General features: G+C 40.5%; 17 protein-coding genes and 1 riboswitch. Of the genes, 15 read left to right on the forward strand and 2 right to left on the reverse strand.

What is annotated here, in order from left to right; all coding sequences use genetic code 11:
* Positions 1-141: 141 nt before the first annotated feature.
* Complete coding sequence (locus AC6CH1_RS00510) at positions 142-1,221, reverse strand: diguanylate cyclase (protein WP_498315956.1); 1,080 nt, start codon at positions 1,219-1,221, stop codon at positions 142-144.
* Positions 1,222-1,255: 34 nt separating this feature from the next.
* Positions 1,256-2,335, reverse strand: coding sequence for a GGDEF domain-containing protein (locus tag AC6CH1_RS00515; RefSeq protein WP_498315958.1), 1,080 nt, complete (start codon positions 2,333-2,335; stop codon positions 1,256-1,258).
* Between the two features lie 192 nt (positions 2,336-2,527).
* On the opposite strand from AC6CH1_RS00515, the gene AC6CH1_RS00520 reads away from it, so the two are divergent.
* The 15 genes from AC6CH1_RS00520 (at position 2,528) to rpoE (ending at position 22,886) form a co-directional block, all read left to right on the forward strand.
* The gene (locus AC6CH1_RS00520; protein WP_251689887.1) at positions 2,528-2,965 is read left to right on the forward strand and encodes a YwiB family protein; all 438 of its coding nucleotides are present in this window, start codon (positions 2,528-2,530) and stop codon (positions 2,963-2,965) included.
* Between the two features lie 2 nt (positions 2,966-2,967).
* Entirely contained in the window at positions 2,968-4,635 is a 1,668-nt protein-coding gene (gene argS / locus AC6CH1_RS00525) for an arginine--tRNA ligase (RefSeq protein ID WP_498315960.1), read from the forward strand.
* A 329-nt stretch (positions 4,636-4,964) separates the two neighbouring features.
* Complete coding sequence (locus AC6CH1_RS00530; protein ID WP_498315962.1) at positions 4,965-6,134, forward strand: acyl-CoA dehydrogenase family protein; 1,170 nt, start codon at positions 4,965-4,967, stop codon at positions 6,132-6,134.
* A 103-nt stretch (positions 6,135-6,237) separates the two neighbouring features.
* Positions 6,238-6,427: riboswitch (cobalamin riboswitch) on the forward strand.
* Between the two features lie 142 nt (positions 6,428-6,569).
* Entirely contained in the window at positions 6,570-7,517 is a 948-nt protein-coding gene (locus AC6CH1_RS00535) for an ABC transporter substrate-binding protein (RefSeq protein WP_498315964.1), read from the forward strand.
* Positions 7,510-8,508 carry a FecCD family ABC transporter permease gene (locus AC6CH1_RS00540; RefSeq protein ID WP_008404523.1) on the forward strand — a complete coding sequence of 333 codons (999 nt, stop codon included), beginning with the start codon at positions 7,510-7,512 and terminating at the stop codon, positions 8,506-8,508. Before AC6CH1_RS00535 ends, AC6CH1_RS00540 begins: the two co-directional genes overlap by 8 nt.
* On the forward strand, positions 8,508-9,974 hold the full coding sequence (locus AC6CH1_RS00545; protein WP_251689882.1) for an adenosylcobinamide amidohydrolase: 1,467 nt from the start codon (positions 8,508-8,510) through the stop codon (positions 9,972-9,974). The genes AC6CH1_RS00540 and AC6CH1_RS00545 overlap by 1 nt, the downstream gene beginning before the upstream one ends.
* A gap of 100 nt (positions 9,975-10,074) precedes the next feature.
* On the forward strand, positions 10,075-10,635 hold the full coding sequence (locus AC6CH1_RS00550) for a cob(I)yrinic acid a,c-diamide adenosyltransferase (RefSeq protein ID WP_498315966.1): 561 nt from the start codon (positions 10,075-10,077) through the stop codon (positions 10,633-10,635).
* A gap of 197 nt (positions 10,636-10,832) precedes the next feature.
* Positions 10,833-13,106, forward strand: coding sequence for a (Fe-S)-binding protein (locus AC6CH1_RS00555; protein ID WP_498315968.1), 2,274 nt, complete (start codon positions 10,833-10,835; stop codon positions 13,104-13,106).
* A gap of 320 nt (positions 13,107-13,426) precedes the next feature.
* The gene (locus AC6CH1_RS00560) at positions 13,427-14,617 is read left to right on the forward strand and encodes an acetyl-CoA C-acetyltransferase (RefSeq protein ID WP_498315970.1); all 1,191 of its coding nucleotides are present in this window, start codon (positions 13,427-13,429) and stop codon (positions 14,615-14,617) included.
* A gap of 13 nt (positions 14,618-14,630) precedes the next feature.
* Positions 14,631-15,485, forward strand: coding sequence for a 3-hydroxybutyryl-CoA dehydrogenase (locus AC6CH1_RS00565; RefSeq protein WP_251689878.1), 855 nt, complete (start codon positions 14,631-14,633; stop codon positions 15,483-15,485).
* A gap of 9 nt (positions 15,486-15,494) precedes the next feature.
* Positions 15,495-16,631, forward strand: a complete 1,137-nt coding sequence (locus AC6CH1_RS00570) for an acyl-CoA dehydrogenase (protein ID WP_498315972.1) — start codon at positions 15,495-15,497, stop codon at positions 16,629-16,631.
* A 41-nt stretch (positions 16,632-16,672) separates the two neighbouring features.
* Positions 16,673-17,809, forward strand: a complete 1,137-nt coding sequence (locus tag AC6CH1_RS00575; protein ID WP_251689876.1) for an acyl-CoA dehydrogenase — start codon at positions 16,673-16,675, stop codon at positions 17,807-17,809.
* Positions 17,810-17,812: 3 nt separating this feature from the next.
* On the forward strand, positions 17,813-18,448 hold the full coding sequence (locus tag AC6CH1_RS00580; protein WP_251689875.1) for a TetR/AcrR family transcriptional regulator: 636 nt from the start codon (positions 17,813-17,815) through the stop codon (positions 18,446-18,448).
* Between the two features lie 92 nt (positions 18,449-18,540).
* Positions 18,541-21,783, forward strand: a complete 3,243-nt coding sequence (icmF, locus tag AC6CH1_RS00585; RefSeq protein WP_498315974.1) for a fused isobutyryl-CoA mutase/GTPase IcmF — start codon at positions 18,541-18,543, stop codon at positions 21,781-21,783.
* A gap of 515 nt (positions 21,784-22,298) precedes the next feature.
* The gene (gene rpoE, locus AC6CH1_RS00590) at positions 22,299-22,886 is read left to right on the forward strand and encodes a DNA-directed RNA polymerase subunit delta (RefSeq protein ID WP_251689873.1); all 588 of its coding nucleotides are present in this window, start codon (positions 22,299-22,301) and stop codon (positions 22,884-22,886) included.
* The last annotated feature ends 109 nt before the right edge of the window (positions 22,887-22,995 follow it).

Genomic DNA, 22,995 nt, shown 5'->3' on the forward strand with positions numbered 1-22,995 from the left:
ATTGATATATAAACGGGAAATCACGGATATAAAGGATTCTTGTGGTGTTTGAATTCATAAATTTTAAAAACTGGAAATCTTAGGTATGGGTAAATAAGAAAAAGGTGTGTTAAAAGTTACTTCGACTTTTAACACACCTTTTTAATTTCGCTGTTTAATTTGATTATAATGGCAGATTGGAACATTTGCCTGATGTTTTGCTTTCAATAAGGCTTTATTTGAAAATCGGTAAAGCTCTTTAACAGTTTGTCCGTTTTGCGGAAATGAGCAGATTCCAATCGCAAGAGTCAGTTGACAGGATGGATAATTTTCAAAAGTAAGCTGCTGTACAGTTATATTAATTGAATAGGCTAAAGTAATCGCTTCTGCAGGTGCCATTTGTGGCAGCACTACATAAAACTCATCACTATCAATTCGTCCGATAAGTGCCTTTTCCGGAAGCTGGTCTTTTATTAGTTGAGAGATTTGTACAAGTATTTCATCGCCGGCTTTATAGTGATACATATAATTCAATTCGCGAAACTGGCGAATATCGATATGAAGCAGTTCAAAAGGTATTTTTGCATTCACATAAGACAATAACTTCTGTTCAATCGCAATATTATTAGGCAGTTGTGTAAGCAAATCCGTTTTCTTTAGCGCATAGATTTGTTTAATTTGTTTATTTTTATCGTCAAGCTGCATTAATATTTTTCGGACTGCATAAAAAGTGAAGGTAGAAACAACAAAGTAAAGTATTAAATAGAACAGATTATTTACTTCGAATCGGTCATAAATAAGTAGGATGATAATGTGTTCGATTGTTATGATGAAAAAATAAATCGGTAAATTTTGAAACGTAATGGGACGTTTTAATGTAAAATAGCATGCAACGACGCTCATTACTAAAGTATTCAGCATGATAATGAAAGACAATATTGATGTGTACAATAAAACATACCGACTAATTACAATCATAAAACCTGTAATGAAAATTGAAACAGGTCCCCCAAGCAAACCACTGAATAGCACAAAAATAATCCGATTGTTTATTAGCATGCCGTGTGCATAGGGAGTAGCCAGTGCAGTCAAAATAAAGGCGGCACATCCGAATGTCACACCGACGATGATGGACTTATATTTATGGATGAAAGGGTTATCTTCATATTGAATGAAAGGCCAAAAAATTAAAATCGTAAAGCAAAACAGAATCGAAAAGTTGATTGTCAGCTCAAAAAACATGGCATCACCCACCTTGGTAATATAACACTACCCGTTATTTTAAATTATTTATATGGAAATAAGAAGATAGTTTTGTTTTTGCCTGCTGTTTTGCTGTAGATACATTTTCCAGGAGTTCCAAAGATGTTTGTCCATTATCAGGATAGGAACTGATTCCTACAGTTACGGAAATATGAATAGATAAATCTTTGGATACTTCGAACTGCTGTTGGGCAATCATATTAATTAGATTATTGGCCTCTACAATTGCTACAGCAGGAGGCACATCCTTTAAAACGAGAAGAAATTCCTCACCGCCCAACCGGCCAACATAAGCCCCATTCTTATTTGCATATTCCATCAAGTGTTGGGCAAGTTGTTTAATAACAAGATCACCTGTAGAAAAACCATACTGCAAATTGAGCATTTTAAAATTCCGAATATCCATGAGCATTAAATTGAAATTGGATTTCTTTTTAATCATGTTTTTAATATGCTTTTCATTCTCTTTATTGTTCGGCAACTGTGTTAAAAAGTCGATCTTTTTCAAATGAGTCGTCTGTTTTACCGTATCATTGGCAATTTTGACTTGGCGAATAACAATGTAAATGAAATAAAATGAAAAAATCGTAAATATGCCATAAAGCAATAAATACTCAAAGCTTTTATTATGGAAACAAAACCCGAGAAATAATGCAATTAATGTTTCAATAAAACAAGCCCAAAAAAATAAAAATATATTTTTATTGGTCATTTTATATTTCCTTGTGATAAAGAACAATGTCAGAACAAGAACAAGAAAATTAATATTCAGGATCATCGGTACCAATTCCAGATATGGCAGGAAAAACAATCCGATTCCTATGATCAGACCACTGATCAGAATAGCAAATGGCCCGCCTAATAGACCACTGTACAACACCGGAATGTACTGAATGTACATCATGAAATCATTCGTAAGGTGAACTGCCGAGAATGTCAAAACAAGGCCTGTTATACCAAATTTCACTCCGATTACATAAGGACGTGTGCGATGAATGAACGGTGTTTGTTTAAAGTGGTTAATAAATGGCCAATAAATTAAAAGTGTAAACGTAAATAATATACAGAAGTAAGATAATATTTCAATTAACATAATAAGCTCCTTTATACTTTAATCATTACAGTTCTGAACGAAAATTACTATAAAAATAGTGGAATTAAATAAAAATTGTTCAAATCAAGTTGATTGTAGGAGTAAGCGCAAAGTTAAGTTCGTTGTTGCTTAAAGATAGTTACTTATCCTATAATAAAAAGGTTATAGAAATATGTATAGGAGCTGACTGCTATGGCGAACGAGAGCGGGAAAACAGTCAAAATCAAACTAGTTTCCTCAATCATTCCAACCGAGGGCGAGCTTGAACAATATGAAATGTGGCTTGAAGGCAGTTGTGTAGAAAAAGGGAACAGTCATTATTTGCGCTATGAGGAAGTTCAGGAGGATCTGCAAATTCAAACGACGATCAAACTCAATGAAGCGAATTCGTTTATTATGCGAAAAGGCGGTGTGAACATGCGGTTGCCTTTAAATCCGGACTTACGCGAGAATGGTCATTATGATAGCCCATTCGGTTCATTACCTCTTGTTACCGATACACATCAGTTAGCCATTGAAGTAGTACAAAGCGAAAAAGTGTCAGGGCAATTTAAAACGCAATATGACCTTATCATAGGTGGCAATTCAGTTGGCCATTACAAATTAGACATTGAATTTACGGAGGTATAACTATGAATGCAGTAGAACAATTACAGCAATCGATTAAAGCAGCATTAAAAGCAGCAATCGATCAAGCAGGCCTAGTAGAAGCAGGCACGGAAATCAACATCCATTTAGAAACACCAAAGGATAAAGCAAACGGTGACTTTGCAACAAATATCGCAATGCAATTAACTAAACTGGCGAAAAAGCCGCCACGTGCAATTGCAGAAGCGATTTTAGAACATTTAACGACTGAAGGCACAGACATCGAAAAGATTGAAATTGCAGGACCAGGTTTCATGAATATTACAGTTCGTAAAGACTTCTTGGCGAGTGTTGTTACAGCAGCATTTGAACAAGGCGAAAACTATGGTCGTTCAACTGCAGGCGCAGGAGAAAAAGTACAGGTCGAGTTCGTTTCAGCTAACCCGACTGGCGACTTGCATTTAGGCCATGCGCGCGGTGCATCTGTAGGGGATTCATTATGTAATGTATTGGATTTTGCTGGTTTTGACGTATCACGTGAATATTATATTAATGATGCCGGCAACCAAATTAATAACTTAGCGTATTCTTTGGAAGCTCGTTATAAGCAAGCATTAGGAATGGAAGCTGAAATGCCGGAAGACGGATACCACGGTCCTGATATTATCGGAATTGCCGGTAAGCTGGCTGAAGAATTCGGTGCAACAATTTTGGACAAATCTGATGAAGAACGCTTTAAATTTTTCCGTGAGCACGGCTTGAAACTGGAATTGGCGAAACTGCAAAATGACCTTAAAAACTTCCGTGTTGAATTCGATGTTTGGTATTCAGAAACTTCTTTATATGAAAACGGTAAAATCGATGTAGCATTAGACAAACTAAAAGCAAATGGCCATGTTTTTGATGAAGAAGGCGCGACTTGGTTCCGTTCAACAACATTCGGTGATGACAAAGACCGCGTATTAATTAAAAACGATGGTTCATACACATATTTAACACCGGATATTGCTTACCATGAAGATAAATTACGTCGCGGCTTTGATAAGCTGATCAATATTTGGGGTGCTGACCACCACGGTTATATTCCACGTATGAAAGCGGCAATCGAAGCACTTGGCTATGACCGCGGTACATTGGAAGTAGATATTATCCAAATGGTACAGCTGTACAAAAACGGCGAGAAATTCAAAATGAGTAAACGTACAGGTAATGCTGTAACGATGCGTGAATTAGTAGAAGAAGTAGGCTTGGATGCTGTACGTTATTTCTTCGTTAAAACAGCAGGGGATTCACATATGGACTTCGATTTAGACTTAGCGGTATCACAATCCAACGAAAACCCGGTATATTACGCACAGTATGCACATGCTCGTATTTCATCAATTTTGCGTGCAGCAAACGAGCAAGGTTTCGAAGCATCATTGGTAAACCTGAACTTGCTAGTAGCAGAAAAAGAAGAAGATGTGCTTAAAAAAGTCGGCGCATTCCCGCAAATCGTGGCAGATGCAGCGAAACACCGCACACCACACCGTATCGCAAACTATATTCAAGACTTGGCTGCTGCATTCCATAGCTTCTACAATGCAGAAAAAGTATTGAACCAAGATAATAAAGAGCTGACAGAAGCTCGTTTAGCATTAATCACAGCTGTTAAAACTACATTAGCGAATGCACTGAAACTAATCGGCGTAAGCGCACCGGAAAAAATGTAATTTAACTTTTTAAAGCACTCTATTTCTATTTAAGGGAATAGAGTGCTTTTCATTTGAAATTGCTGTTGTCTACTTGAAAAGCGATTCGTTCTACTTTAGATGCAACAGTTCGCCTTTCGCGTCGTAACTTTTCACATTATGGCGAATAGGTTCTCCTTTTTCCCGCAAACGTTCCACTTTCGCCGGCAAAACTTTCAATTGTCGCGAAAATAGACCGCATGGAATCCCTATAAGGGGACTGGGGATATCTATTGACTTGTAATTTTCCGAAACGTACTATTAAATTTGACTTCTATATACAGGACAATAAATATGAGGTGGTGCTTTTCGTGAGCAAGGAATTATTTATTCAAACAGACGAGCAGCAACAATGGCTGAAAAAGCTCGAAATAATATCAGAGAGCGTGAAAGAACATGCTCAGCAAACGGATGAACAAGCGACATTTCCATTTGAAAATTTCCGGAAGCTGAGAGAAATCGGCTATACAAAAATAACATTGCCAAAGGAATATGGCGGAGATGGCTTTACAGTATATGATGCGCTGCTACTGCAGGAAACTTTGGCGAGCTATTGCGGAAGCACGGGGCTGGCTGTATCGTGGACAATTCAAAATGTAGGCGAGATTTTTGAAAATCGCTACTGGGATGAACAAAAGCTCGACTGGTTTGGCAAAGAGATCGCAAATGGAGCGACAGTCAATCGCGCGGTAAGCGAGTTTGCGATGGGAAGCCCGGTTCGTGGGGGTCGTCCGGGGACTTCAGCAAAACGTGATGGTGATTATTATGTAATTAATGGACGTAAAAACTATACGAGCGGTGCACCGGACCTCGATTATTTTTTAGTGTCTGCATGGATTGAAGATGAGGGTCAGTTAGGATTTTTCCTCGTTCCGAAAACGGCGGAAGGGGTATCGGTCGAAAATACGTGGGACGTTGCGTCAATGCGCGGTACGGGAAGCGATGATTTAGTACTTGATAATGTACGTGTTGATCAAACAAACTTAGTGGAAATCCCGAATTATTCAACCGGATTTAAACTGAACGGCTGGCTGCTCCTCATCCCGGCAACTTATTTAGGGATTGCCCAGGCTGCCCGCGATTACGCGGTCGACTTTGCGAATAGTCATTCCCCGAACAGTATTCAAGGAACAATTGCCCAGTTGCCAAACGTGCAAACGCTGATCGGAGAAATGGATTTGGCGTTGACGAAAGCACGCTTTACAATTTACGGTGTTGCGGGGCTTTATAATGATCCGATTAAAAAGTCGACATTAGTCAATGAAATCAATATTGCGAAACATGTCGTGACAAATACAGCAATCGAAGTTGTAGATAAAGCGATGCGTCTAGTTGGGGCAAAAAGCCTGCAAAGATCTAACCCGCTGCAACGTTATTATCGTGATGTACGGGCAGGTCTGCACAATCCGCCGATGGATGATATTACAATTAAACGATTGGCTGAAACGGCAATTGAAAAAAACCTGAAAGAGAAAGAATAAGCTGTTCTTTTATTCGTGATTTCAACAAATTAAGACAAATTATCAGAAATTTTAGCGAACGAGCATACATTTTACCGCATATCAGCTATAATAGAGCTATTAATTTTATATGGACGATAAAGGTTCTTACTCGTTGGATTGAGTAAGGAGTAAAAGGGAAATCGGTGCAATTCCGATGCGGTCCCGCCACTGTAAATGCTAGTTGAGAGCAGCATGCCACTGAAAAACTTTCGGGAAGGCGCTTATCAACGTTATGCATAAGCCAGGAGACCTGCCTTTATAATGCCCTAAAATAAACCTACGAGGATAGGATGTGGCGGATAAATTCTTTTTCTATTGAATTTTATTTGCATACGTAAAGCTTCCTTCATTTTTAGTAGGAAGCTTTTTATTTTTGTAGAAAATTATACAACGAAATTTTTGGAGGTTATTATTTTGAAAAAATGGCAACTGTTATCTTCCGCAGCATTACTTACATTAACATTGGCGGCATGCAACTCGGAAAAAGCAACAGATGAACAATCAGCAAAAGGCAATACAGAAGTAACTGAAGCAGCACAATTCCCGGTAACTATAAAAGATGCCTTGGACAAAGAAATCACGCTTGAAAAAGCACCGGAGCGCATTATTACATTGGCTCCATCCAATACGGAAATTTTATTCGGACTAGGGTTAAACGATGAAATTATCGCTGTGAACGACAATGATACATATCCTGAAGAAGCATTATCTAAAGAATCAGTTGGCGGCATGGAATTTAATCTAGAACAAATAATCAGCCTGCAGCCCGACTTAGTTGTCGCACATGAATCGGGATTGTACAGCTTCAATGAACAGGCGATTGCTCAGCTTGAATCAGTAGGAATTCCTGTATTTGTTGTAAAAGATGCGAAAACATTTGAAGAAACGTACGAAACGATCGAACAAATCGGGCAGCTGACAAATAAAGAACACGCAGCCGAAAAAATGATTGCATCAATCAAAGAGGGCATCGAAGAAATTGAAGTGAAAGTAGCCGACCTGGAAGAGAAGTCCGTATTTGTTGTTGTTGGGACAAATCCGGAACTATATGTTGCTGGACAGGAGACGTTCATTAGTGAAATGCTTGAAGTATTAAATGTTGAAAATGCTGTTCCGGAACTCGATTGGCCGCAGTACAGCTCGGAGCAATTTGTAAAGAGCAATCCGGATATCATTTTAGTAACATATGAAAACGACTTGGCAGCAATCGAGGAAAATGATGCATATGCAGAAATGGATGCTGTGAAAAACGCCAATGTGAAATTAGTCGATAGCGATACGACAAGTCGACAAGGTCCGCGTATTGTAGAAGGTATTGAATCAATTGGGGAAGCAATTTATCCAGAGGTATTCAATGAATAAAAAATATTCAATCGCCTATGTACTATCGATTGGATTGCTTTTAAGCAGTATATGGATTGGCATTTCGTTCGGGTCTGTTAATATTCCGTTTTCGACATTGTGGGATAAAACAACAGATCCGGTTGCATACAGTATTTTGTGGAAAATCCGAATGCCACGCGTCATTTTAGCCGCATTAATCGGGGCTTCTTTAGCAATTGCGGGGGCAGCATTCCAAGGGTTGCTTAAAAACCCTTTGGCAGATCCATACACATTAGGTATTTCATCAGGGGCCTCGGTAGGTGCGGTAATGACAATCTTTTTAGGCATTTCCATACCGGTGCTCGGTGTATTCACATTGCCGGTTTTCAGTATGGCTGGAGCTGCATGTACGATGATCATCGTCCTGACATTTGCCAGACTTGTTGACCGCTCGATGAAAATGGAGACGCTGATTTTGACGGGAATTATTTTCAGCTCGTTTTTAGGGTCCTGTATTTCCTTAATGGTCGCACTTACTGGTGAACAGCTACGAGAAATCATCGGCTGGCTTCTAGGAAGTGTATCGATGCGAGGGTGGCCATATGTCCGGATGGTTCTGCCATTTATGGTGCTTGGTACAGCAATTATTTGGCTGACTCGCCGTGAATTGAATGCGATGATTTATGGAGAAGAGCGTGCCCAGTATTTAGGGGTAAATGTTAAGCGCAGCAAGTATATGATATTGGCGGGTGGTTCCATTTTAACAGGAGCGGCTGTTGCTGCATCCGGGACAATTGGATTTGTCGGATTAGTAGTACCGCATATGATTCGCCTGCTAATCGGAGCAGACCATCGACATTTATTGACATTGTCGTTTTTGAACGGTGCAAGCCTGCTCGTCATTTGTGACTTAGTATCACGTACAATTATTTCCCCTATTGAACTGCCGATTGGTGTTATTACTTCCTTTATTGGAGCACCTGTCTTTGCCTATATCTTCTTCAAGCAACGTAGAAAGGTTGTTGCATAATGTTAAAAGTAAATAATCTATCCGGCGGTTACGGTGGGAAAACGGTTGTGAAAAATATGACGTTTCACGTGGAAAAAGGAAGAATTCTCGGGATTCTTGGTCCAAACGGCAGCGGAAAATCGACATTACTGAAGATGATCAGTGGTGTGCTGAAATGTGAAACAGGCGAAATTTTTATTGAAGAGAAACCGCTTAAAAGCTATGATAACAAGCAATTAGCGAAAAAGATGGCCGTACTCCCTCAATTAAATGCAAGCGCATTTACGAACAGTGTATATGATGCGGTTTCGTTAGGACGTTATCCCCATCAAAGCGGCTTCTTTTCTTCCTGGACCGAAGAAGATGAAAAGACAGTTCAGCGGGCGATGGAAAGCACAGGTGTGTCGCAATATAATAATCAGTACTTGGAGTTTTTATCGGGAGGCGAGCAGCAACGGGTATTTATTGCCCAGGCACTTGCACAAAATTCGGAACTGCTTCTATTGGATGAACCGACTAATCATTTGGATATCGCTCATCAAAAGCAGATTCTGGATATGATTCGGATGCAAGTTGAATTGCAAGGGCTGACAGTTGTCTCGATTTTTCATGATATTAACTTGGCATCGCTTTATTGTGATGAACTCCTTCTGTTGGAAAATGGTGAAGTACGTGCGTTTGGCGAGCCGCACGAAGTCGTGTTGCAAGAACAGATTGCCGATGTATATCAGGCTAGAATTGCGACATATCCTCACCCGGAGCTGCCAAAGCCGCAAATTACGATGTTGCCAAAGAATGAAATGGGACGAAAAGCTACGACAATCCAAATGGACCAGTTTCAAATAACGGAAGACTATATCGAATATCAGGCCCAGGCACCACTGAAAATAATTTCTTCTGCTGTGCATAATGCCGGCATAGGCTGGTATGACACATTACTCAACCGTTCCATTGCTCCAGAATACGATATTTATAATGTGAAGGAGGAAACGGAGCAATTTTTAATAGAGCGTAAATTTTCTCCAACAAATACAGTCGTGATGCTTACAGCAGTGGAAACAAGCTGTGCAGTAATTCGGCATTTCTCGAAAAATAATGTAGAAATCCTTGTCATGGTAACAGCAGGTGTAGGAAATAGTGTCGATGTTACGAAAACATATTTGCGGGAAGATGAGCCACATGTCGGTACGATTAATACATGGGTTATCGTTAATGGTAAGCTGACAGATGAAGCATTTATTCAGGCGATGATTACAGCAACAGAAGCAAAAACGAAAGCATTGGCAGATCAGCAAATAAAAGATTCAGTGACAAATACAATTGCAACTAGTACCGCTACCGACAGTCTATTGATTGCGGCTACCCAACAAGGGGATGAAATGCCGTATGCCGGACCTATTACGGAAATCGGCAAACTAATCGGACGGGCTGTTTTCGAAGTTACAATAGAAGCAATTAAAAAATATAAACAGCATTATAATAAGTAAAGTGGCTGGAAAAACGTCAGCTAAAAAAAGAGTGTAATTATACTAAAAGGGAATTTTTAAAAAACCTAGAAATACTATTAAATCGAAAGGGTGATTATTGATGAAATTATATACAAAGTCAGGCGATACAGGGAAAACGAGCATTATTGGAGGACGTGTCGATAAAGACCATCTGCGCGTTGAAGCATACGGCACAATTGATGAGCTGAATTCATTTATCGGTAAAGCTGTCAGTGAATTGGATCAGGAAAAGTTCAAGGATTTGATTGAAGATTTAACTGCCATTCAACACGAATTGTTTGATGGAGGCGGGGACTTGGCGAATGTGATGAAAGAACGTCATTATAAACTTACGGAAGAACCGATCACTGTTTTGGAAAACCGAATCGATGCACTTTCTGAAGAAGCACCACCATTAAAACGTTTTATCTTACCGGGTGGGGCGCCTGCAGCTGCTACACTGCATATCGCCCGCACTGTTGCCCGCCGCGCGGAACGGGAAACTGTATCTTTAATGAAAGAAATTGAAGATGTTTCTCCAGTTGTACAGAAATATTTAAACCGGTTATCGGATTATTTATTTGCTGCAGCACGTGTCGTAAACTACCGATTATCAATCCAGGATGTCGAATATATCCGTAGTGGTGACGTATTTAAATAAACGAAAAATGCTAGTTAAGACGATATATTTGTCTAACTAGCATTTTTTATATTTTGATTTAATTTTCAGAATTAATAACGAAATCTGTTGACTGAATGCTCATTCATAACTACAATGGGTTTATAGATTCATATAGTTTATCGGGGTGAATTGGATAAACAAAGGGGTAAAAACTTCGTATTCCAGGGGGGAAAACAATGAATACATTTTTAATTATTAACTGGATTGCATTCATCGCCGTGTTACTTTATGCGCTAGGGTTATTCGCATATTTATTAAAAACACGTTATGACTATATTCAACTTGGTCGTAAAGAAGAGTTCAATCATAAATTTTCTGAACGCATAGAAGATATCGTTGAGAAAGTATTTGGTCAATCAAAACTATTAAAAGATAAGAAGATGGGACTTGTACACGTTCTGTTTTTCTACGGATTTTTAATGGTTCAATTTGGGGCTATCGATTTAATCTGGAAAGGGCTCGCACCGGGATCACACCTTCCGCTAGGTGGTCTGTACACAGTATTTACATTTACACAGGAACTTGTTGTATTAACGATCTTAATCGCGGTAGCGGTTGCATTTTACCGTCGTTATATGGAGAAACTTGCACGTTTAAAGCAAGGTTTTAAAAATGGTTTAGTTTATATGTTTTTAGCTATTTTAATGTTTGCTACATTATTTGGCAATGGATTTTACTTAATTTGGCATGATCATGGTTTAACAGGATCAGAACCAGTAGCTTCTGCAGTTGCCTGGGTATTCCAATGGATGGATCCGACGATTGCTGCTGTTATGTTCTTCGTTATGTGGTGGGCACACTTGTTGGCATTATTAGCATTCCTTGTTTATATCCCGCAAGGCAAGCACTTCCACTTAATTACATCGATTTTCAACGTTTATTACAACCGTCAAGACCGTATTGGCACATTACGTCCAATCGATTTTGCTGCATTGGAAGAAGCGGAAGATGAGGAAAGTATGCCGCCGCTTGGAGTCGGAAAAATTCACGATTTCACGCAAAAGCAAATGCTTGATCTGTATGCATGTGTGGAATGTGGACGTTGTACGAATATGTGTCCGGCAACAGGAACAGGAAAAATGCTGTCACCGATGGACCTGATCGTAAAATTACGTGATCATTTAACATTTACTGGTGCAGTTGAGCTAAAGAAAAAGCCATGGGTGCCATTCTCATTCTTCAATAATACACAAGGTAACCAATTGGCAATGGCTGCTGGTGCTGAAGGTGCAGTAATTGAAGACATTTACAGCCCGTCATTAATCGGCGACGTTATTACAGAAGAAGAAATTTGGGCTTGTACAACATGCCGTAACTGTGAAGATCAATGTCCGGTAATGAATGAGCATGTTGATAAAATTATCGATTTACGTCGTTATTTAACGATGACAGAAGGTAAAGTGAATCCGGATGCTCAACGCGCAATGACGAACATTGAGCGACAAGGGAATCCATGGGGATTAAACCGTAAAGAAAAAGAAAACTGGAGAGAGCTTGACGAAACAGTTCACGTTCCAACAGTTAAAGAATTGAAAAAATCGGGCGAAGAAATGGAATATTTATTCTGGGTCGGTTCAATGGGTTCATTTGATAACCGCTCACAAAAAATTGCATTGGCATTCGCTAAACTAATGAACAAAGCAGGCGTAAAGTTTGCCATTTTAGGCAACAAAGAGAAGAACTCAGGGGATACACCGCGTCGTTTAGGTAACGAATTCCTGTTCCAGGAGCTTGCAACAGCCAACATTGATGAATTTGAGAAAAATGGTGTGACGAAAATTGTAACGATTGACCCACACGCATACAATATTTTCAAAAATGAGTATCAGGATTTCGGTTGGAATGGGGAAGTACTTCACCATACAGAATTGCTGTACGATCTGATTCAAGAAGGCCGTTTAACAATGGATCACCGTGTCGATGAAACGATTGTATTCCATGATTCATGTTACTTAGGACGCTATAATGATGTCTTCGATCCGCCACGCGAAATTTTAAAAGGTATTGCAGGCGTGAAGCTAGTTGAAATGGAACGTAATCGTGAAGACGGCATGTGCTGTGGTGCCGGCGGTGGATTAATGTGGATGGAAGAGCATGTCGGAAACCGTATTAACGTTGCCCGTACAGAACAGGCAATCGCAACACAGGCATCAGTAATTTCTTCAGGCTGTCCTTACTGTTTAACAATGCTTTCGGATGGAACGAAAGCAAAAGAAGTGGAAGATACAGTCGGTACTTACGATATTGCAGAAATTTTAGAGCGTGCGGTATTCGGAACACCGGAAAAAGCACAAGTTCAAGTTCAACAAGAGCAACAAGAAGTAGTGGAAGAAACAGTTGTAGCACCTGTAGAAACAATTGAAGCTGAGAAACAGGCATCACCTGTTGAATCTTCAACGCTTCCAGAAGAGCAGCAAGTAGCAACAGATGCAGCACCCGCTGACGATTAAAATAACGAACAAAACAAATAATCTATGAATTAACGAGAAATAAATTTATAGTCAGTATATTTGAATAATTGTTGCGAATTCAAAGAGGATTTAATACAATGAAAGTAAGCGAAGAAATGAGAGTAGTAAATACTCTCATTTTTTTCTAAAGAATGATTGAGCGAGCGTTCAGTCGAATTATTAATTACAGCCTGCAAGCAGTGTTTTTATTAGTAAGTGATGGGGATCGTTACTAATAGATTAATAGTCTGCAGCAGAACTTCACAATACGGATGGCGATGTATAAAATTCGGATTAATTCAAACAAAGGGGTGTATGGATTGTCGAGAACAGTCATTTTAGACGGCGCACGAACACCATTCGGAAAATTTGGTGGCGCATTAAGTTCATTAACAGCAAGTGATTTAGGCGGAATTGCAATTAAAGAAGCATTGGTGAAGGCCAATGTATCAGCAGATGAGGTAAATGAAGTCATTATTGGAACCGTATTACAGGCGGGGCAGGGGCAAATCCCTTCACGGCAAGCTGCGACAAAAGCGGGAATTTCGTGGAATGTGAAAACGGAAACAATTAACAAAGTATGTGCTTCAGGTATGCGCAGTGTTACTCTTGCTGATCAGCTTATTCGATTAGGGGACGAAGAAGTGGTCGTGGCAGGTGGAATGGAATCGATGTCAAACGCACCGTACTATATGCCAAAAGGTAGATTTGGTTTGCGTATGGGAGATGCGAGTTTAGTAGACGGCATGATTTATGACGGTTTGTCTTGTGCCTTTCATCCGAAACAAGTGCATATGGGCGTTTACGGTAATGACACAGCGAGCAAGTTTGAGGTTTCCCGTGAACAGCAGGATGCATGGGCAGTTCGCAGTCATGAAAAAGCACTTGCAGCAATTGACTCAGGTAAATTGGCAGAGGAAATCGTAGCAGTGGAAATTCCACAGCGAAAAGGCGACCCACTTCATATTAAGACGGACGAAGCACCACGAGCAGGAACTACTTTGGAAACGCTAACAAAATTAAAATCGGCGTTCAGCAGTGATGGCACAATTACAGCCGGAAATGCTCCAGGTGTGAATGACGGAGCGTGTGCACTTGTTTTAATGAGTGAAGAAAAAGCACAGCAGGAAAACCGTCAGCCGCTCGCAACAATTCTTGCACATGCGGAAGTTGGGGTAGCACCGGAAGATTTCCCTCAAACACCGGGACTTGTAATAAATGAGTTGCTTAAAAAGTCAGGTAAAACATTCGCAGACATTGATCTAATTGAAATTAATGAGGCGTTCGCAGCGGTTGCTCTAGTTAGCAATCAAATTAGCGGACTGGATGAGAGTAAAGTAAATGTTAACGGTGGTGCCGTAGCTTTAGGCCATCCGATTGGAGCAAGTGGTGCCCGAATTATTTTAACGCTCGCTTATGAACTGAAACGTCGTGGAGGCGGTTTAGGAATTGCGGCTATCTGTTCAGGCGGCGGTCAAGGGGATGCGGTATTAATCGAAGTTACAAACTAAGGGGATGAAATAAATGGCGATTCAAAAAGTAATGGTCATCGGAGCTGGGCAAATGGGTTCCGGGATTGCGCAAGTTTGTGCACAGGCAGGCTACGATGTCATTTTAAATGATATGAAGGAAGAGTTTTTCGAACGCGGTTTAAATACAATCACGAAAAACTTGGCACGTGATGTTGAAAAGGGCCGTAAAACAGAAGAAGAAAAAACGGCTGTGTTAGCTCGTATTACTAAATCATTGACGATTGAAGACGCGAAAAACGCGGACATTATCATTGAAGCGGCAGTCGAAAACATGGACATTAAACAATCGATCTTCAAGCAGCTTGATGAAATTGCACCAAAGCATGCGATTTTAGCAACGAATACATCAAGTTTACCGATTACTGAAATTGCGGCAGTGACAAAACGTCCGGAGCAAGTAATTGGTATGCACTTTATGAATCCGGTACCGGTCATGAAACTTGTGGAAATTATCCGTGGTTTGGCAACATCTGATGAAGTGTACGAAAAGGTTGCAGATATGACAAAGCAACTGGGTAAAACAGGTGTGGAAGTGAATGACTTCCCGGGCTTTATTTCAAATCGTATTTTACTGCCGATGATCAATGAAGCAATTTATGCATTGTATGAAGGGGTAGCAACGAAAGAAGCGATTGACGATGTAATGAAAATGGGAATGAATCATCCAATGGGACCATTAACATTGGCTGATTTTATCGGATTGGATACATGCTTGTCGATTATGGAGATTTTACACGAAGGACTTGGTGACAGTAAGTATCGCCCATGTCCGTTATTACGCAAATATGTGGCAGCCGGCTGGTTAGGCAAAAAGAGCGGTCGAGGATTCTACATATACGAAAGCTGAGGGACTTCTATGAATTTACAATTTACTGATGAGCAGTTGATGATGCGTAACATGGTCCGTGATTTTGCCAAAACCGAAATTGAGCCGTTTATCGAGCAGATGGAAGCGGGCGAGTTCCCGAGGCATTTGCTGACGAAAATGGGTGAGCTTGGGCTGATGGGAATTACGGCACCTGCTGAATATGGCGGGGCGGAAATGGATTTTACTTCTTATATTATCGCGATCCATGAACTATCAAAAGTAAGCGCGGTAATGGGCGTTATTTTGTCAGTGCATACTTCTGTCGGCACAAACCCGATTTTATATTTCGGCAATGAAAACCAAAAGAAAAAATATATACCGAAGCTGGCAAGCGGAGAATCGATCGGAGCATTTTGTTTAACGGAGCCTAGTGCCGGTAGTGATGCTGGTTCATTGAAAACGAAGGCAGTACGAGACGGCGATCATTACGTAGTGGACGGTGCGAAAGTGTTCATTACAAATGGCGGGGAAGCAGATGTGTACATCGTTTTTGCATCTACAAATCCGGAAGCCGGTTCACGCGGGATTTCAGCATTCATTGTAGAAAAAAATACACCTGGTTTAATAATCGGGAAAGATGAACGGAAAATGGGACTGCACGGTTCACGTACGGTTCAGCTAACATTTGAAAACATGCGAGTGCCTGCAGAGAACCTGCTCGGGCAAGAAGGAGACGGCTTTAAAATTGCGTTGGCCAACTTGGATGTAGGTAGAATCGGAATCGCAGCTCAAAGTTTAGGAATTGCCGAAGCTGCATTGGAAGCGGCAACTGCCTATGCAAAAGAGCGTATCCAGTTCGGAAAACCAATCGCCAAGCAGCAAGGGGTTGGCTTTAAGCTTGCCGATATGGCAACAGCAGTGGAAGCTGCGAAACTACTCGTTTACCGGGCTGCAAACATGCGCAGTGAAGGATTGTCATGCGGAAAAGAAGCATCAATGGCAAAACTGTTCGCATCTCAAACAGCAATGGATACAGCAATCGAAGCCGTACAAATTTTCGGCGGCTATGGCTATACTGAAGACTATCCGGTAGAACGGTATTTCCGCGACGCAAAAGTAACACAAATTTACGAAGGCACAAGCGAAATCCAACGCATCGTTATTAGTAAGCATGTGATTGGTTGACGTAAACCTTCTACTATATTTAAAAAAGGGGACATGGGGAAATGAACTTTCAATTATCAGAAGAACACCAACAATTACGCGAAATGATTCGCGATTTTGCAATCAATGAGGTAGCACCAACAGCAGAGCACCGCGACGAGCACGAAGAATTTGACCGCGGTATTTTCGATAAAATGGCCGAGCTTGGCTTAACAGGTATTCCTTGGCCGGAAGAATACGGCGGAGCAGGGTTTGACTACTTGGCATACTGTATCGCAGTTGAAGAATTATCACGTGTTTGTGCATCGACAGGGGTAACACTGTCAGCACACACATCACTTGCAGGCTGGCCGATTTTTAAATTCGGCAACGAAGAGCAAAAGCAAAAATATCTTCGTCCAATGGCAGAAGGTAAAAAAATCGGTGCTTACGGCTTAACAGAACCAGCTTCGGGCAGTGATGCAGGCGGAATGAAAACCTATGCAGTAAAAGACGGCGACGACTATATTTTAAATGGTTCGAAAATCTTCATCACAAATGGCGGGGTTGCAGATATTTATGTAGTATTTGCGGTTACTGATCCGGAAGCGAAAAATGGCACGACTGCCTTTATCGTTGAAGCGGACTTCCCGGGATTCTCTGTAGGGAAAAAAGAGAAGAAACTAGGAATTCGTTCATCTCCAACGACAGAAATCATCTTTGACAACTGCCGTGTACCGAAAGAAAACGTATTAGGCGAAGAAGGTCAAGGTTTCGTTATCGCTATGAAAACACTTGATGGTGGACGTAACGGAATTGCAGCTCAAGCAGTAGGTATTGCACAGGGTGCATTGGATGCAGCGGTTGACTATGCAAAAGAGCGTGTTCAATTTGGCAAGCCGATTACAGCAAATCAAGGTATATCATTCAAGTTAGCAGATATGGCAACAGAAATTGAAGCTTCTCGTTTATTGACGTATCAGGCAGCATGGCTGGAATCAAACGACTTACCATACGGAAAAGCATCGGCAATGGCAAAACTGCTTGCAGGTGATACAGCGATGAAAGTAACGACAGAAGCTGTTCAAGTATTCGGCGGCTATGGCTATACGAAGGATTACCCGGTAGAGCGTTATATGCGCGATGCGAAAATCACGCAAATTTATGAAGGTACACAAGAAATTCAACGCCTCGTAATTTCGCGTATGATTACGAAATAGCCTATGGCAAAAAATGATAAGCTGCACGTCCAATCGTCAATAAAAGATGAAAATAAAATTATCGCACGCCGTCAGCAAATTATCGATGCCGGTGTAAAGCTTTTCAAGGAAAAAGGATTCCATCGTGCAACAACAAGAGAACTTGCAAAAGCGGCCGGTTTTTCTATCGGGACTTTATATGAATATATTCGTACGAAAGAAGATGTTTTATTTTTAGTATGTGACAATATTTTCAATGAAGTAACGAAATGCTTAACCGATTTCCCTTCCGATACAGGTACAATCGAAGGTTTGAAACAGGCAATCCGTCAATATTATTTGCTTATTGATCAAATGCCTGAGGAGTTTACGATTATGTATCAGGAAACGAAGTCATTGCAAAAAGCTGCGATGCATTACATTCTCGATAAAGAGCTTGAAATGGTCGCAATCTTTGAACGTATATTAAAAGACTGTGTTGAAGCCGGTAATTTAACGCTGTCTGAAGATGCAATCTATTTAGCGGCAAATCACATCGTCGTACAAGGGCAAAGTTGGGCATTCCGTAAGTGGGCACTACAAAAAAGATATACGATCGATCAATATATAAAATTGCAAACAACAATGTTTTTACAAGGCATTATGCAGTTTGAAAATTAGGAAAGGAGAATCGCCATGTAGAGCAACTAGTTAAACAGTTTGCTTCGCATGGCTATTTTTCATTATTCCAACATAACAAAGGGGTTATTAAAATGGGGAAAACTGAAGTATACAAACCAAAAAATCATATTCGCTTTGTCACAGCATCGAGCCTTTTTGATGGGCATGATGCTTCAATAAATATTATGCGCCGAATTTTACAGTCAAGTGGGGCTGAAGTCATTCATTTAGGCCACAACCGTTCTGTAGAGGAAGTGGTTAATGCTGCAATACAGGAAGATGCGCAAGGGGTGGCACTATCTTCATATCAGGGCGGTCATATTGAATATTTCAAATATATGTACGATCTGCTTCGTGAAAAAGGGGCACCACATATTAAAATTTACGGTGGCGGCGGTGGTGTAATATTGCCGCGCGAAATTAAGGAACTGCATGATTACGGCATTGCCGGCATTTTTTCACCGGAAGATGGGCGCCAATTAGGTTTACAAGGGATGATAAACAAAAAGCTTGAAGGTGCAGATTTTTCTACACTAAAAGGAAATTACAAAGAACTTTTGGAAAAACTTTCGACCGATACGCCGGAAATTTTGGCGAATTTAATTACAGCTGCCGAAGTTGGCGGGGATCCAGAAATTGAAGAAATGCTGCAGCTTGCACGAACTAAAAGTTTAAACACACCGGTAGTTGGGATTACAGGTACAGGCGGTGCAGGGAAATCTTCGTTGACAGACGAACTGATCCGCCGATTCCTGCAAGAATTTCCGGATAAAAAACTTGCCATTATATCGGTTGACCCGACAAAACAAAAAACAGGCGGGGCTTTATTAGGTGACCGTATCCGTATGAATGCCATCTTTAATAACCGTGTTTATATGCGCAGTTTGGCAACACGCGGCTCGCATACGGAATTATCAAGTTCGATTGGTGATGTACTCGATGTTGTACGCACAGCAGGATTTGATTTAATCCTTGTTGAAACAAGTGGTATCGGGCAAGGCGATGCTGAAATTACGAAACATACAGACCTTTCGATGTATGTAATGACGAGCGAATTCGGTGCCCCGACACAGCTTGAAAAAATCGATATGATCGATTTTGCGGATTTGATTGCGATCAACAAGTTTGAACGAAAAGGCTCTGAAGATGCATTGCGTCAAGTTCAGAAACAATACCAGCGTTCACGTGAACTATGGGAAGAACCGCTTGATCATATGCCTGTATTCGGGACGATCGCTTCACAGTTCAACGATTTAGGTACGAACTCATTATTTGCGGCTCTTGTAGCGAAAATTAATGAAAAGTTCGGTTTAGATTGGGAAACTTCGTATGAGCAATTTGTGAAAACACAAAAGCAAAACATTGTTATTCCGAATGACCGTCGCTATTACTTGCGCGAAATCTCGGAAACGATCAGAAATTATCATAAGCATGCGGAACAGCAGGCATTACTGGCAACGAAGTGGTATCAGCTTGAAGGAACGAAAGCACTGCTTCCGGAAAGTGAAACAGCATTAACTGCATCAATTGATTCTTTACTGGAAGGCGTTCAAAATGAATTAACTGCGGAGTCGAAGCGTATACTGAAAAATTGGAATGAATTAAAAGAAGCTTACGCTGGCGACGAACTTATTACGAAAGTGCGTGATAAGGAGATTAAAACAATTTTACGTACCGAATCGCTTTCAGGCTTGAAAATTCCAAAAGTCGCGCTGCCGAACTTTAAAGATTACGGCGAAGTTTTACGCTGGGTGTATAAAGAAAATGTACCAGGTGAATTCCCGTATACAGCAGGGGTTTTCCCGTTCAAACGAGAGGGAGAAGATCCGAAGCGTCAATTTGCTGGTGAAGGAACTCCAGAACGTACAAATAAGCGTTTCCACTACTTATCAAAAGATGATGATGCGAAGCGTTTATCGACGGCATTCGATTCGGTAACATTATACGGGGAAGATCCACATACACGTCCTGATATTTACGGAAAAGTCGGGGAGTCTGGTGTAAGCATCTGTACATTGGATGATATGAAGAAACTTTATGCGGGCTTTGATTTATGTGCACCTTCTACATCTGTATCGATGACGATTAATGGACCTGCTCCGATTATTCTGGCAATGTTTATGAATACAGCAATCGACCAGCAAGTACAAAAGCGTGAACTGGAGTTGGGCCGTACTTTAACGGTGGAAGAATTTATAGAAACGCGTGAACAGACATTGCAAGTGGTGCGCGGTACCGTACAGGCAGATATATTAAAAGAGGATCAGGGGCAAAATACTTGTATCTTCTCAACTGAATTTGCGCTGCGTATGATGGGCGATATCCAGCAATATTTCATCGATCATAAAGTAAGAAACTACTACTCGGTATCCATTTCGGGCTACCATATTGCCGAAGCCGGGGCGAATCCGATTTCGCAGCTTGCATTTACATTGGCAAACGGCTTTACGTATGTTGAATATTATTTAAGCCGCGGTATGAATATCGATGATTTTGCACCGAACTTAAGTTTCTTCTTCTCGAACGGTCTTGACCCTGAATATACAGTCATCGGTCGTGTAGCACGTCGCATCTGGGCTGTTGTCATGCGTGAAAAGTACGGCGCAAATGACCGCTCGCAAAAGCTGAAGTATCATATTCAAACATCGGGCCGCAGTCTGCATGCACAGGAAATCGACTTCAATGATATTCGTACAACACTGCAGGCATTAATGGCATTACAGGATAACTGTAACTCACTGCATACGAATGCGTACGATGAGGCAATTACAACGCCTACAGAAGAATCGGTACGCCGCGCGATGGCGATTCAAATGATTATTACAAAAGAGCACGGCTTATCGAAAAACGAAAACCCGTTACAAGGGGCATTCATTATTGAAGAGCTTACACAGCTGGTGGAAGAGAAGGTGCTGGAAGAGTTTGATCGCATGAATGATCGCGGCGGGGTACTTGGTGCGATGGAAACACAGTATCAGCGCGGAAAAATCCAGGAAGAATCGATGCACTATGAGCATTTAAAACATTCAGGACAACTGCCGATTATTGGCGTGAACACGTATTTAAACCCGAATCCGCCATCTGAAGAAGCAATCGATAACATGGAGATCGCACGTGCTTCTAAAGAAGAAAAAGATTTGCAAATTGCAAACTTGGCAAGCTTTAAAGAATCAAATGCGGACAATAGCCAAAAAGCGCTTGATCGATTAAAAGAAGTAGCTAAAACAGGTGGCAATATTTTTGAAGAATTAATGGAAACGGTTAAAGTAGCGAGCCTTGGCCAAATTACACAGGCCCTCTATGAAGTAGGCGGCCAATACCGCCGAAATATGTAGGGGATAACAGATTTATTGTTTGTAGCATGCGGAAAACAACTTAATAACTAGCCTTATTTACTTAGTTATTAGTAAAAAATGCAAAAAAATGAACTTAGAATACCACGAGTGCGGAAATTTTCGTTATACTAGTAAATACATGGACGATCTGATGAAGGAAGGTGCGCAATAGTGCAACAGTATGTACATTATATTTTAATTTTAGCATGCCTAATCGCAACCTTCTTTTTATATAACCGACAACTAGCAGCAATCCCTTTGCTGCTTTTATCCTTCATTTTATTTTTTGTTGCCTATAAAAAAGTAACAAATTTAAAAAACAAGAAATGAAACTAGCATAGTGATAGCATGTTTGTATATAATGGGTATTATGCTTATATCCATCCAGTTGTTGTACAAGCAACGACAAGAGCGGGTATAAGATCTTCGGCAGATGTTAAGGATTTGGAAGACGAATCCAAACGCAATTACGCCGAGTCGTAATTGATAAATAGACATGTAAGAATGGAAAGGACGTGCACGATTTGAACTTTCGTGGTATGACAGATGAACAATTAGCAGAAGAGTCATTAATCGACTTAGCATACGCACTATTAGAAGATAAAAAACAAGCAATGCCGTTAAATGAATTATTAAAAGGTATTCAAGCATTAAATGGTATTTCGGATGAAGATTTAAAATCCCGTTTAGTACAATTTTATACTGACTTAAACGTAGAAGGCCGCTTTTTATTAAACCAAGAAAATGGCTGGGGTTTACGTGAGTGGTATAAAGTAGAAACAATCGAAGAAGAAACAGCGCCAACAATTAAGACACGTAAGAAGAAAGCAAAAGCTGTTGACGACGAAGATGAAGATGAAGTTATCGACCTTGAAGAAGAGGATGTATTATTCGAGGAAGATTACGATGAATTCGTTGACGACGAAGAAGAGGAAGAAGTGGATGAGGAAATCGACTTCGTAGAAGAAGATATTGAAGAAATCGATCCTGACATCGATGAAGAAATAATCGATGAAGATGATACATTTATTATCGAGGATGATGAAGAAGAAATAGACGAAGAGTTAGATGAGGAATTAGAAGAAGACGAAGATTTAAAGTAATCAATTTTCACATTGGAAATTGAAAGTGCTTGACTTCTATTTCAGTTCCGTATAATCTTTTACTTGGGCTCCTTTAAAGAGGAGATTGACCGTATAAGTTATACGCTCC

Source organism: Solibacillus sp. GQ1, from assembly GCF_059758555.1.